Below are 14491 nucleotides of genomic sequence, written 5' to 3' on the forward strand. Positions count from 1 at the left end.
TTCTTAGACGGAGCGAAATGAAAGTGATGAAAAAAAATACAATCGGCCATATGGTTGCAAGAATCTTTGCTTTGTCGCTTATTTTGCAAAGTTGTATCAGTATACAAAAAAAGGAATTTGCAGCGAGTGTCCGTATAACAAATGAAAACTATGATGAAGCTATTCAAATACTGAACGAGATACTGGTAGTCAATTCGCGAAATAAATGGGCTTTATTAAAACGAAGTATGTGTTATTCTTTTCTCGAAAATTATGTTGAAGCCGAAAAAGATATTTCGAAACTGATCGATCTGTATCCCAAAAATGCGGAATACTTTTTTCATCGAGGTGAGATTTTATATGAAGGAGGCGCATATTCCGAGGCGATTTGTGATATACAGAAAGCGTTGCATTTAACCGCTAATCGAAAACTGAAATCGTACTGTTACTATCTGCTTGCAAATGCGGAATTCGAACAAAAAAATTATCTTGCTGCAATCCGTGCCTGTACCGATTATTTGAAGTATGGGCAACATGAAAACGCATATATTCTTAGAGGACATGCATACTTTCAATTAAAAGAATATCGTGACGCATTACATGATTATAATACGGCGTTGTCCGTCGCAAAAAAGAACAAGCGGTATATTACAAATAATCTTTTTTATTATAATAAGGAACGCAGCGAATTGGCGTGCGGATTATATGAGGAAGCGTCAGTCGATTTCAAAAAATTGAATGACGAGTTTTATAAAACAAAAGAGTATAGAGAATTATGTGAACAAAAGATAAAAGAATGTAAATAGTATGGGTGAGTTTTTTCGATTAAAATGAAAATGATATAAATCCCCGGTCCAAACGATATTTTAAACTTGCTTTTTCGTTCCATATTTGTTATCTTTTCATACATGAAACATTTAAAATCTTTTTTAATCGCATCGGCGATTGTGATCGCCGCAGCATCTCCGATCTTTGCGCAAAGCGTCAAAGAAGGCAAAACGGCTCCCGATTTTTCGCTCACGCTCTCGACGGGACAACAGGTAAAGCTCTCCGACTACAAAGGAAAAGCGGTGTTGCTTCATTTTTGGGCGACGTGGTGCGGACCCTGCCGCGTCGAATTGCCTGAAATGAACGCATTCGCTTCAAAACTCGACTCGTCTTCGCGCATCGCATTCCTTGCAGTGTGCATTTCCGACACGGAAAAATCGCAGAGTGCTTTTATGAAAAAGAATAATTATACGTTTCCCGGCGGTCTCGACAAAGACGGTTCCATCGCTGGTTCGTATTTTATTCAGGGCATTCCGACGAGCATATTGATTTCGCCGGACGGAAAAATCGAAAAAATCCGCGTCGGTGCGATGTCCCCCGCGGAATTGCAGCGTTTTGTCGGAAAATATGCAAACTGAAAAAAAGCTTTCCGTAAAAGACGGCCGCTCCGAAAAAAAACATACGCTGCTGCGCATCGCTCTGATAGCCGCGGCGGTCGTATTTATTACCGTCGGCGTTTTCCGCGGCGACAACGATTCGATTTTCCGCAAAGCCGTTTTTATCTGCATGGAGTGTATCGGCATTGGATAAAAAACAGACGAGACGCAGAAAGGCGATTCAATTCATCTCCATGCTCATATACAACGCGGATGTCAAACGCTGGTTTTCAGGCGGCATTTCGCATTCGCCGTTAAAAACCGTATGCGTACCCGGTTTAAACTGTTATTCGTGCCCCGGCGCGATCGCAGCATGCCCGCTCGGCTCCCTGCAAAACACGCTTGCAAACGGACAGCTGCCGTTTTTTATTACCGGCTTTTTTTTGCTCGTCGGAACGCTTTTCGGGCGCGTCGTGTGCGGCTTTATCTGCCCTGCAGGATTGGTGCAGGAACTGTTGTATAAAATCCCGTCAAAAAAAATAAAAAAGACAAAACGAACGTTCGCGCTTACGAGAAAGCTCTCGCTTTTCAAATACGCGCTTTTGCTCGTTTTGTGCATTGCGCTGCCGCTCGCGTTTTATTTTAAAGACGGACTCGGCGCGCCTTTCTTTTGCAAACTCGTGTGCCCCGCGGGAACGGTCGGAGCCGGCGCACCGCTCGTTTTGCTGAACGAACAGCTTCGAAGCGCGGCCGGCATGCTTTTTACATGGAAAGCTGCAGTCGCCGCCGTATTTATCACGTGGTCGGTTTTTATGTTCCGCCCCTTTTGCAGATTTTTTTGTCCGCTCGGTGCGATCTATTCTTTTTTTAATAAATTCGCAATTTTCGGAATCCGCGTAGACGAATCGAAATGCGTACACTGCAACGCATGCGTCGCTTCGTGCAAAATGGACACGTGCAAAGTAAACGACCGCGAGTGCATCCGCTGCGGGGAATGCCGCACACGGTGCAGATACGGCGCATTGAAATAGACGGCGCGGATGTTGAATCGCGCGCGGGTTTCCCGCCGCAAACGAATGCGGCGGATACGCCGATCAAAATCCGAAGAAAGCAACCGAGCGGCAAGCGGATATGCCGCTCGGTCGCGCTAATCGCGCCGCGTAATGACGGCGGTAATGCACGTGTCATTCCATTTTTCGCCGTTGTATACGTCTTTAATTGTAAAGCGCACTTTGGAAACTTTTGCCGGAAAATCGATCTCCGCAAAATGCACAAAATCTTCAAACCGATATTCAAATTCGAACGGATTGCCTTCATCGAGCGAAGTGACGACAGCGGTTTTGACGCGGTTGTTTGCTTTGTAAAGGTAACGCTTTTCCAAATCGACGTAACCGTTCAAAACGACGATATTATCTTTCGGTTCGGCAAATTCGATCGTAAGCGATTCTCCGATACCGGCCGGATTGTTTTCCTTTCCCGGTACCCACGGATTGCGGAGAAGGAAATTAGTTAAAAACGCTTCTTCATGAAAAATCATGTTCAAGTAATCGGGTTTATAAGAAACAATTCCTGATTTCGTCGGCTCATTATACCATGATGATGCCATAATTTTCTTTATCGAAAACTTAGGTATCGCATTCCAAGATTCCAAAGCATCCCTTTTATATCGAGCCACCTCTTTTACAAATGATTCGAAATCATTCGGTTTTATATACTGCATAAAGGCAAAGGGTGCTTCTTTAATCGATAAGCCCGGCTCATAAGCATTCGATATATTCGGAGATAAATAATCGAATGAAAAAAACATATTCGATCCGTAGATTGCCAGATATTTCCGTTTATTATATTCAAAAAAACAATAGCCGTACATATCCTTATCGATATTATCCAAATCGATTTTTTTGATATAATAATTATCGGACCACGTTTTAATAATAACGATATTATCTCTTTTAGAAACCGCTCCTATCTCCGTATACCTTAAACAACGTTTACCCAAATCGAATTCTTTATCGATGCGATTATATACATCGATTTGTACCTGTGTACTTTCTGTATTAGCAAAACAGAGAAAAACCGAAATAAACATTACCGACAAAAACATTTTTTTCATGTTATTTCACCCCGTTATATCTTCTGTATTTTTGTTCCACTATGGTACCGGCTATTTGATAGCCTCCCGACAATCCCCATCTTTGCAATTTTTCCAAAAGGCGTCTTTGATTTTCGCGTGTAGTTACAAAACAGCCGTCGGAATATTGATGCTTCCAAGCTGTCCAAATATTATCAAGATTACGCGAATCATCATGTGCAAGCCATCTATCGGTATAAAGGTTATATTCGCAGCCGAAGTTTCCGATCATCGTTCCGCCAATCGTCGACGTATTGTTTAACACGAGCACCCTATTTTCAAAGCACGAAGTTCCTCTCCAATCGGTATAATACCCCATATTGAAAGAAGAATTCACCGTATTTCCTTGAATCCATGTTTGTCTCGCCTCATCATAATACGCTTGATTTCGATTATGTTTATCATCATTACCTGTCAAATTATCGACGGTTTGGTATTTACCCAAAAGCAGCGAATCGTACCCGTCGTAATTTATTCCCTGTTTTTCATATAAGATATAATCACGTCCGTAATACTCGGTATTCCCTTTCCATGATTGTCCGTCATCGCTTGAAACGGATTTCCATGAATCGGGATTGCGATATACTGTCGCATTGACGGTGGAATACAGATATTTTCCGTTCCGTACTTCCGCCATAATATTACCGGCAACTTGACCGTTTACAATCGTCATCGCAATATTCGACGTATTTTGCCAGCCTTTACCCGCTTCCCACGACGCACCGGCTTTATTCATCAACGCTTCTCCTAAGAGACTTTGCTTTTGCGAATTCGTCAGTTTTATGCCGGCAAGCGAACCGCTGCGCCGTATACGGGCTATTTGATCGTCGGACAGATTTAGGACATCCTTCAATGTCTGCGCACTGTATAAATCCGTGTTACGATAACTGCTTCCGAGCAGCTGCTCTGCACGTTCTATGCCCAATATTTTTACCAACGAACCTGCCATACCGACATCGCTCATATCCTGGCCGTCGGGTTTCATCGTACTGATTACTTCTCCTTTTTCATTTACATAATCGATACTTAATTCTTTTTTGCCGTCGAATATGATTTTATGCGTACACTGCAACGCATGCGTCGCTTCGTGCAAAATGGACACGTGCAAAGTAAACGACCGCGAGTGCATCCGCTGCGGGGAATGCCGCACACGGTGCAGATACGGCGCATTGAAATAGACGGCGCGGATGTTGAATCGCGCGCGGGTTTCCCGCCGCAAACGAATGCGGCGGATACGCCGATCAAAATCCGAAGAAAGCAACCGAGCGGCAAGCGGATACGCCGCTCGGTCGCGCTAATCGCGCCGCGTAATGACGGCGGTAATCATTTTTCACTTTCCGATACCATCATCCCCTGCTCATTTGTCGGAACACTGTCTTTTAAACTGCTGTCGATAAAAGCTCCATATACCCAACCGATCACTCCCTTATGCGTTTCAACTTCATACCAATAGTCATTCCATCGTTGTATTGTCTGCGTTCTGATCGACTTCGATAATAAATGAACCTTTTCATCTTTGGATCCGACAGCAAGAACGGATTCCAACAGTGACGGTTGAGAACGAATCCTAACACCGTTTTCCGTAATTCGAGATTCAAATTTATTAACGTTGAATATATTTTTGTAAAAAGTCGTACCCTTTGCTATGACGGAATAACCTAATTTTGCTTCATCGGTTAGTATCATAGTATTATGATCAATAATTTTAAATGATATAACAGCTGCATAATCGGCATATTCAAATATATGTTTATTATTCGCATATAACGATGTACCTTTAGCATCTCCGAGATTCAGAACTTGTCGGTATCGTAAAGTATATCCGGCATTACCGTGTTTCACATCAATGATTTTGCCGACAAACTTATCAAAAGCCGGCCCTCCTTCGGAATCGCCGTAATACAGATACCATATATCCGCATCTTTTTCAAAGATAATATACGGTGAACGTGTTAATGCTGTAGTTCCAAACATTAACTTCCGCTCTGTTCTGGAACCCGTCAAACTCCCAACCCATGCACAATGGGACAGCTCATTAATATTAAACGGGTCGATCTTTCTGTCGATGCGGATAGTATCTCCTGCATTTATTGTGCGACAAACTACAAATACTATAAATAACAAAATAAAACGTTTCATATTATCTCCTGTTGTATTTATCTACAAATGAATCTTTCCAAGCATACCATGATTTCGTACCATGTCTTATCGATTTTGTTACAGAATAATATAAAGATTCTTTCGTCTCGTTTGAATAACGTATGCCTTGATATGGATCAAATAATAATTGGTTTAAATTCCATTCTGTCGCATGATTATTACCCCATATTGTTTGGCCAACATTTATCTTGCCTGCCACCTTTCTCGGATTAACAAATTTTAATCCATACCCGATTTTTCCAAGTCGCATAAACGCTAATTTAGAGATAGATTCGCGGGCTTCCGCTCCATTCGGCCAAATACTGACATCATTTGTTTGTAACCAATTATTTTCAAGAGCTATTGCTGTTATATAATTTATATCTTCCGCTGATAGCAATTTATCTGCCTGAGTCTGAACAGCTCCCAATGTTGCCATATAGTAGCAACCGGTTGCTTTCATTGCATTAACTTTCTTTTCATCGGATCCAACCCAATAAGCGATATCGGGACTTTCTTGGCTTATTTTACCAAGATGAAATGCATATTTTTCAGATAATTTGAATCGCATAAAGGAAGATAAATCTGTATTATTATTCAAATCAACCCAGGCTCCAGTCGCTTTTCCTGTTAATGGGCTTACAGCATTATTATCCCACTGTATACCAAGACTAGTGAACAAAGATTCAGCAATTTTATCCCGAGACATACCCGTTGTATCAATACCTTGTTTCGTCAAAAAAGCAATAGCCGCTTCATTACCTAACCAATTTAATAAAGACTTACTATAAGACTTAGTTTTATCCAGTCTTATAATTTCACCACGTTCATTTACAAGATCTCTCTTTCCGTCCCATACAAGCGTTCCATCATCAAGCAGCTTCCAATAATCCCCGCTCGAATCATACGCTCCGTTCACATACGCCGCATACCGCTCGTACGCTTCCCTCCGTTTCGCCTCGTCTTCTCCCGCTTGCGCCATTGCAAACATATATCGATTGTAGTTTCCGACATCGCTTTTCAGTTCCGGCATATACGACAATACTCCGTTCATCATCTTGCCGGCCATGCCGTCACTCGTCATCCGAAGCGCCATCTCCGTGTGCTTGTAGACGGTCTGCATCGTCTCCGCCTGTTGTGCCGCACTCGATCCCGTAACCCCGTCCCGATACGCTTCGTGCTGCAGCGCTATACCCATCGCGAGGGCGCTTTCAACCGTCCCGTCGAAAGTATTCCCGTTGACATATATTTTTCGTCTGCCGTCACATACGGTCTTTGCGCGGCCTCCGGCCGTCACGGTACCGTCGTCTTTTATCAGCTCGGCTCTGCCGTACAGGATATCATCCGCTTGCTGCCGCGCTCTTCCGTCTCCGAAGCCGTATTGACTTCGAAGCGCCGTTCCGGTACCCGCTCCGTTTTTCCGCTCATACGCATTTGTCCGAAGAGCAATACCCGCCGCTTTCGTACCGCCTATCGTATTCGCAATTTCCGTAATACTGTAATTGCGCCCTGCCGTACTTATTTCCGTATGAACGCCGTCTTTTCCGAACGTCAATGCAAGCAATCCGCTCGACGCTCCTGCAAATTTCGTTTTCCTGAATAAGTCGCTCGTATTCAATATGTTTACCGTCGTTTCACCGCTTATACCGAGTTCCATCGCGCTTGCTGTGAGATTGCCTACCGTCCCCGCAAGCGTTTTGATCTGTCCGATCTGAGCGCTGTTGAATCCCGCCGCTTTCGTGTAGCCGCTTATCCGTCCGTTCGTTGTCATCGTATTTCCGAGCATCGCCGTTTCCATGCTGTTTGTCACCACGCTTCCGGCCGTATCTATCACCATTCCTTTCCAATCATTCCAATCGTCCCATTGTTTGCCCATTTCGCTCCAATTCCAATTCGTCGCGATCCCGCCGGAAAGGAATTTTCCCGTGAGTCCGCCCGACACGCTGATACCGGTTTTCAGAGCCGCGCCTGCGAAGCCGCCCAAAATTCCGGCTCCCGCGGCACCGGCTCCTCCTGCCATACCGATTACGCTCGTAACCGCGCTCATCGCAAGGCTCTTGCCGATCTCGTCCGCAGTTTTATAACCGCCGCCGAAATCGAGGGCGGCAAACAAAAGCTCGTTGCTCATCGTTATCACGCTTGCAACCGCTGCCGAACACAAGGCGGCCACTACCGGTGCGGCAGTACCCCACGTACACACCGCACTTACAATCGTCGCCGCGGCGGCTGCGGCAACCGTCGTCACCGTCCGTACGCTCGGCGGATCCATACCTAAAAAGGAATTCCCGCTCCACAACTTTTGATCCCAATCGGGTTTCGCAAGTTCGTTCCAGCCATAATTCTCTTCAATATCATTCCATAAAATATCCAGCATGACAAGGCCGATTTCGCCGCTACCCTGTGTTTCAATATTTGCATCCCGGCCTTTTTTAATATTGAAATCGCCACCGCTTTTAAATACGGGCGCTTTTCCTCGATGCTTTTCAAATTCGCCGCCTTCACCGAAAACGCGCTCATACCATGCGGAAAGATTTTCATGCGCCGCGGCCATAAGATAATCGGCAACGGCGGTATCGGCATTTAAAAGCGCTTTCGTATCTATGCCGATGTCCGGAGCCGCACCTGCATACCACTCGTACGGATGTACCGTCTGCACGACTTCCGTAACGCCCCAAAAATTCGAATCGATAACCGCACGCCGTTTAATAATTTTACCGCTCACCGTATATCCCGAATCGAGTACGGTATCGAATACATAATTTTCAATCTTTTGATTCTGTTCGTGAACGAGAGCGGCATATCGATCGCGGCTTTTTATAAGATTTTGTTCGGCTTGCTGCGCGGCGATGCGGACAGCCGCCTGCTGCAAATCTCGATTTGTTGCGGCAAGCACTTCCGCCGCACGATATGCGATTTCGATATCGGACGACAGCGGGCCGTGGCGAGCGGCGGCAAATGCAACCGATTCTATGCGGTTTTCCAAAACACCGCTGTGCGCTTCGAGCTTACCGATAAGCGTCTCTCCGAGCAGCGCTTCGATATATTTTTTACCGTCGACAAACGCTTTCGGAAGCGTCTTCCGCACGGCTTTCCGCGCTTCGGCAAGTTTTTCCGCTCGTTTTTGTTCTCCCTCATCCTGACGCAGATCCGTTTCGGCTGCGGCATCGGAATACATTCCGTTTATCCATTCCTGTTTTTGCGACAGAAACGTATCGTAATTCGATTCCCACTCGCTTTGAGCGGCTTTATACGCCTGCACAAATTCGTGCCGCCACGTGTTGTATTGCACGTTCATTCTTTCCTGCGCTTTTGTCCACTCGTCGCTTGCCAGCACGGCAATATCGTTAAGCTGTTCCAATGCATTTTTATATTCCGTCTTCGCCGCATCCGCGTTTTTCGTCAATTCGATTTTATACGCATCGTAGCGCCATGCATTTTCCGTTCCGATTTTGACTTCGGCAAAACGAAGCAGCTCGTTTCCGATATACTCATCGTAAGTCTCCGCCGTACGTGAAAAATCATTCCGGTTATTTTCACGATAATCGTTATAATAATTTCCGAGCGATTTAATAAAACCGATGCTGTCGTACGTACCCCTCCCCCATGCCTTTTCGGCATATTCTGCGAGCAGCCGTTTTTCTTCTTCCGTCACGGAGAATTTTTCCGCAGCCGATACCGCATATTTTTCAGCGGCTCTTTTACGCGCTTCGACACTCAAGCGAATATCCGACGATTCCAAAGCGAGTTTCCGCAATTCGGCGCGGGTTTCTTCGTCTATCGTTTTATTTTTTTCACCGTATGCGTAATAGACGGCCGAAGCTTTTTTTTGCGCATCCGAAAGCTCTGTCCGTTTTTCAGCGAGCACAAGTGCGGCTTCGTCTTTTTTCGCTTTATACGCGTTTACCGTTTTATCGATAAAATCGAGGGCGTTCGAATAGCTTTCGCTTTCATCCGCCGCCTCGACCATTTCATCGAGAGTCGTGCGGGAAACCGTACCGCTCTCACCGAACATATCCCGCATTGCTTTTGCAGCCTGTTTTCCGTTTTGAGGCGTACCTTTATAAAGCGCGGCATAATCGGCCGAAGCGGCTTTTCGCGTATTTTCCGCTTCTTTCAGCATATTGAGCGCTTGGGTGATATTTTCGCGTTTTTTGATATTGGCCGCCGCCGCACTATTTCGATAGGAATAGCATTTTCCTACAACCGAATACGCATATTTTCCGACCGCGTTGCGGAACGAAAAGATTCCCCATAAAAGCCATTTCAAATAAGTGTTATTGCGTTCTATGCGATACATGGCATCACCGAGCCGTTCGAGGGAGCGCTCTTTTAAAATATTCGCTTCATATTCTTCGATTCCCGTACCGAGGATATTGCCGTTGTTTCTGAATAAAATACATTTCGCTATATCGCTTTCGCCTCCGGCTTTGATAACCGAATCGTATGCATCCCATAAAACATCTTCGCGATACTGCTTATACTTTCCATATACATCGATTCCGTGTTCAGATCCGACATTCGGTATGGCGAAACGATGTTCGGAAGAGCTTTGTAAAATTGTTATTTTATTGCCGCAGCGGTACTGCAGATACATCGCGGCAAGAATCACGCTTTCACCGTACCGATGCCCCCTGCTCCACAGCGATGAAAGCCATCGTACGGCTTCGCTCTCCGCAGCCGTCCGCTTAACTCTTCCTCTCGATACGGTGTCTACAGCCGCTTCGTCGCCGTCGGTAAAATATTTTTTTTGTTCGGCATCGTTGTCGACGTCCGCATAAGAAGTCGGACAGATATTGTATTCCGTCCATCTTCTGGTAACGGGAACCTCAATTTCTTCATAATCGCTCTCTTTAGGCTCTTCGTCATCGGATACGTAATTTTTGAGCTGCCGGCGTTTTTCAAAATGCGTTTCGCTTTTTTCTTCGGCAACGATACGATGAGAAAGCGCATAGTTCCATCCGCTTCCGTCTTTTGAAATATGTACGAGTTTTTCTTCATTCGTATAATCCGACGCTACGCTCACGGCCGAACGAGCTTCGAGTTCGGCAGCTTCCGCATCGAAAAGTTTTTTCTCTTTTTCCCGGGAATCTTTGTGGAGTTCATACTGAAGGACAAGGCGCTCATAATACGCGCGGTCGGCTTTTTTATACGCTTCTATTTCATCGTTCTCTGCAGGAAGATCGTCCGTTCCGCGTTTTTCCGCAATTATATTTTCCAACACACGAATCGAAAATGCCGCCCGCTCTTTTGCGTATGCCGCTTTTGAAAGCCGCTCTTTCGGCGTGATATAACTTTCATGCGTATTGACTCCGATATTTTCAAGATAGATGCCCGCCGCCCAATCGTATACCGCTTGAGCACAGCGCTTTGCCGTCCGGAATTTTTCAAGTGCCGCATACGACGCGTTGCACTCGTCAACCTTTTTCGCATATTCGGCTTCCGCGTATTTCACTTCCGAAAGCGCTTTTTCATACGATTCATTTGCGGCGACAACCGCACGCTGAGCGGCCGCCGTTTTTTCAAAACTTTCGGTAATGCGTGCCGTCATATTACCCGCATACGAAAGCGAAAAAAGCTCAGCATAGAGTTCGAGTTTTTTCGTCGAATCGTCTTTTTGTTCAAAGGCACGCGTAAGCGTTCCGTACAATTCCGCCGACGTTTTCTCTCCCGCCGTATAATCGGCTTGCAAAAAGAAAGCCGCCGCGGCATCGGCCGTATCCGCTTTCATCTGCAAGTCGGCAGCATCGCTTTCGACAAGCACTTTCCGTATCGCTTCCTTTTCTTCAGCCGAAGAAAATACCGTCGAATGCAAATATCCGTTTTTTAATAATTTTTCATTCCACGTACCGCGTGTTTTTTTCGCATACCGTACGACGCTTTCCAAAAACTTACTTTCAAAGATGAGCGTATGCAGTTCCGCTTTCTTCGCTTCATCGAGTGTATCGACATCGAAAACGTCTTCATACTGCGCAAGTTTTTCGCAATACTCCGCAAGCTTCGCCGCTTCTGCCTTTCCGTCGGTACCAGAAAGATCCGCATATCTGTATGCTTCCGCGTCCGAATACAGCTCCGTATATTCGGCAAGCGCTTGGCGCGCACCGTCGGTAAGCCCCGAAGAAAGGACACTCAGCTCCTTTATGTAATCGATAACTTTACCGTACGATTCTTTTTCCGCTCGGGCGGGAGCTGCGGCATTTTTCCGAATCGCATCCGCGACCGCACTTTTTGCAGCTTTATAATTCCGCCGCATTTCATCGGCATTTTCTCCTTCAATTTTTAATAAATCCCGTTCTTCAAGTTCCGAAAATTTCGCAAGATAATAATTGCGCGCCGCCTGAAGTACAGCGGTATTTTTTTCCAAATACGTATCCGCGAACAGTAAAATCATCCGCTCGATCATATCGCGCCTCGCTGCAGACTTCATCGACACAAGCGAAGCGTTTTCTTTTTCCGCTTCGGAAAGGCCTTCTTTTGCATCTTCCAGATTTTTATATGCCGCCTGCAGCTTTTCCCGCGCACGTTGTATATCGTCGTCGGAAAGATTTTCGCACAGAATTCGATACTCGTTATATGCGGCTTTATATGCATTTTCCGCATTATGCAAACGCCGCTCCGTTTCGGCCTTCGCTTCGCGCGACGCATCCGTCACCGACGCATAATCATCGACCGCTTTTGCAATTTCGTATTCTTCTTCCGCCGCCCGAGCGAGCGCTTTCAATTTCAACAGCGCCGATTCCGCTTCTCCGTATCCGATCGCTTCTCCTTGTGTCAGGGAAAAAAGATTATCCATCGTTTTGTCGAGACGTATTTTATCGGAAAGCGCAATCCGGTACCGCTCCAAAAGCGTCGTACCCGCCTCGATTTCTTCCGCAAGTACGATAAAATTATTATTTTTCGATAAGGTTTTGTCGGCGTCTTTTATCTCTTCCAAATACGCGCCGAACTGCTGAGAACCGTTGCCGCCTGCCGCTTTTTCTTTTTGAATTGCAAGCCATTTTTTTATATCATCGATATACGCCTTCGTCTGTTCGTCGACGGCCGATTCATCGACATCTTTGTAAAGGATGAGTTCTTTTTCCAAATTCCTCACATTTTCCGATGCCATAAGTGCACAAAACGTTTCTTTGTTATTGCCGTATTGTTTGAGCGCTTCGATTTTATCGTAACACTCGAAAAACTCCTGTACTTCGGAATTGTTCAAATATCCGGTTTTAAATATTCTTGAATAGGCGTATGCTTCTTCTATAATTTTTCTGTTATCTTCTTTCGCTTTGGTATAATCGATTTTATCAGAAATACCGTCTCCAAGACGGCTGTTAATCCGTTGCTGCAGATTTTCGATTTTCGTTACATATTGCGCCGTAACGGTATCGTATTCCCGTGCGAGCAGGCGTATGTACAAATCCTGCCAATCATAGACATCTTTGCGAAGGCGCTTCGCGGTTTCGACATCGATTTTTATATTATTATTTCCGTTAATAATATTGTAGAGTACACCGGATGCATCTTCCGTTTTCCAATACGAATAAACGCCGTTATACTTCGTTCCCCACAGCGCGCCCCAATTTTTAATACCGTCGTGTGAAGAAGCAAGCATATCGCGCATATTTTTATAAATCGACTCCTGCATCCGTATCGCGGCGTATCGGTTCGACGCATTTTCTTCGAGCGTCGCCCGATAATTTTCAAGCAGAGCGTTTATTTCATTTTCATACTCTTTATTTTTTCCCGCGATTTCCCGTTCGAATTTCCGTATGCGCTCTTCGATACTTTTTTCCCATTCCGCCTTTTTGTCAGAAAGCGTCTTTTTCGCAGCTTCCCAAATTTTTTCACCCTCTTCGTAGGTTTGCTGCGCTTCGTTTTCCCACGAAAGGCGGTCTTTCAAAAATGCGCGTTCGGCATCTTCCCACTTTGCAAGCCCTTTATTGAAAACTTCTTTAAATCGCGAAAGAAAGGCATCCTTATCGGCCGATTGCGCATCGGGCGCCGTTATTCGTTTTTCGAATGCGGCAAACAGTTCGTTCATATCCCGTTCGGTTTCACCGTACGTTTTTTTCGTCAAATCTTCCGCAATCGCAGCTGCCGCTTCTTTCGCTTTTTCCGCTTTAAGCGAATGTTTGTCTTTCATAAAACGGGAGATAAAGCGCTTTCCTTCAATCATCGAAAGCATCTCCGCTTCGCGCCGTACCGCTTTCGAAAAATTTTCAGTACCGTATCCGTCAAGATATTCATCGATAATTTTTCGGCTTTCTTCATTCCAATCATCATAGAGCTTTGCCGTTTCGGCAAGCGTGTATCCCGATGAATCGAAATTATTAATTTTTTCTTTAAGACGGCGCGTAAGCTCGGAAGATATTTTCGCTTCATGTGAACGCGTATAACGAGCGCGGATCATATCCGCATATCGCTTTGCAACCGTATTTTCATAATACTGCTTCGCTTCCGTACGCAATGCATTCCATTCGTCGGCATTCTGTTCTTTTAGAGCGAGCGTCGCACGTTCCCATGCCGCAAGAGAAGCAAGCACCCCTTCTTCCGCAAGCCGTTTCCATTCGTTTTCGTCGTAAGTTCTTTCCGCACGATTCAAATAATAGTCGATGCGGACTTTTCCGGCCGCAAGACCGGATGCGATTTCGTGCGCGGGAACAATACTCGCGCAGTACACGAACATAAGCAGGGCAGCCGTCGCCCTTGTCAATTTTTCATTCATACATACCTCCTATAAAAACTTTTGCAGGAAATATCAATTTCCGAAAAAGTTTTTAGCCGTGCGCAAACGCGCACGCGTTCAATAATCGAGTTTGCAAATATAGTGTATCGTACTCATACGATTCTTATCGAAACGGTACGTATACACGTCTTTCTGCAAACATCCACG

8 protein-coding genes are annotated in these 14491 nt (G+C 45.3%); 4 read left to right on the plus strand and 4 right to left on the minus strand.

Annotation, left to right across the window (positions count from 1 at the left end; translation table 11 throughout):
- Positions 1–17 precede the first annotated feature (17 nt).
- From HRI97_RS11390 to HRI97_RS11405, 4 genes are all read left to right on the plus strand, one after another.
- Entirely contained in the window at positions 18–785 is a 768-nt protein-coding gene (locus HRI97_RS11390; RefSeq protein WP_253725553.1) for a tetratricopeptide repeat protein, read from the plus strand.
- A gap of 102 nt (positions 786–887) precedes the next feature.
- Positions 888–1385 carry a TlpA family protein disulfide reductase gene (locus HRI97_RS11395; RefSeq protein WP_253725554.1) on the plus strand — a complete coding sequence of 166 codons (498 nt, stop codon included), beginning with the start codon at positions 888–890 and terminating at the stop codon, positions 1383–1385.
- Positions 1375–1557 (plus strand): CD1871A family CXXC motif-containing protein, encoded by a 183-nt coding sequence (locus HRI97_RS11400; protein ID WP_021331527.1) that lies wholly within the window; start codon positions 1375–1377, stop codon positions 1555–1557. The genes HRI97_RS11395 and HRI97_RS11400 overlap by 11 nt, the downstream gene beginning before the upstream one ends.
- Complete coding sequence (locus HRI97_RS11405; protein ID WP_253725555.1) at positions 1550–2374, plus strand: 4Fe-4S binding protein; 825 nt, start codon at positions 1550–1552, stop codon at positions 2372–2374. The genes HRI97_RS11400 and HRI97_RS11405 overlap by 8 nt, the downstream gene beginning before the upstream one ends.
- 116 nt (positions 2375–2490) lie before the next feature.
- On the opposite strand, the gene HRI97_RS11410 is transcribed toward HRI97_RS11405, so the two are convergent.
- The 4 genes from HRI97_RS11410 to HRI97_RS11425 form a co-directional block, all read right to left on the minus strand.
- On the minus strand, positions 2491–2880 hold the full coding sequence (locus tag HRI97_RS11410; protein WP_436411278.1) for an NADase-type glycan-binding domain-containing protein: 390 nt from the start codon (positions 2878–2880) through the stop codon (positions 2491–2493).
- Between the two features lie 577 nt (positions 2881–3457).
- Complete coding sequence (locus tag HRI97_RS11415) at positions 3458–4576, minus strand: hypothetical protein (protein WP_253725557.1); 1119 nt, start codon at positions 4574–4576, stop codon at positions 3458–3460.
- A 221-nt stretch (positions 4577–4797) separates the two neighbouring features.
- On the minus strand, positions 4798–5613 hold the full coding sequence (locus tag HRI97_RS11420; protein WP_253725558.1) for an SH3 domain-containing protein: 816 nt from the start codon (positions 5611–5613) through the stop codon (positions 4798–4800).
- A 1-nt stretch (position 5614) separates the two neighbouring features.
- Positions 5615–14323, minus strand: coding sequence for a hypothetical protein (locus tag HRI97_RS11425; protein WP_253725559.1), 8709 nt, complete (start codon positions 14321–14323; stop codon positions 5615–5617).
- Between the last annotated feature and the right edge of the window lie 168 nt (positions 14324–14491).

This window comes from Treponema socranskii subsp. buccale (assembly GCF_024181585.1).
GTDB lineage: Bacteria > Spirochaetota > Spirochaetia > Treponematales > Treponemataceae > Treponema_D > Treponema_D buccale.

What these genes read in the sequence shown, in the direction of transcription:
- HRI97_RS11390 (WP_253725553.1), top strand. Translation starts at nt 18, where the DNA reads ATGAAAGTGATGAAAAAAAATACAATCGGCCATATGGTTGCAAGAATC.
- HRI97_RS11395 (WP_253725554.1), top strand. Translation starts at nt 888, where the DNA reads ATGAAACATTTAAAATCTTTTTTAATCGCATCGGCGATTGTGATCGCC.
- HRI97_RS11400 (WP_021331527.1), top strand. Translation starts at nt 1,375, where the DNA reads ATGCAAACTGAAAAAAAGCTTTCCGTAAAAGACGGCCGCTCCGAAAAA.
- HRI97_RS11410 (WP_436411278.1), bottom strand. Translation starts at nt 2,880, where the DNA reads ATGATTTTTCATGAAGAAGCGTTTTTAACTAATTTCCTTCTCCGCAAT.
- HRI97_RS11420 (WP_253725558.1), bottom strand. Translation starts at nt 5,613, where the DNA reads ATGAAACGTTTTATTTTGTTATTTATAGTATTTGTAGTTTGTCGCACA.
- HRI97_RS11425 (WP_253725559.1), bottom strand. Translation starts at nt 14,323, where the DNA reads ATGAATGAAAAATTGACAAGGGCGACGGCTGCCCTGCTTATGTTCGTG.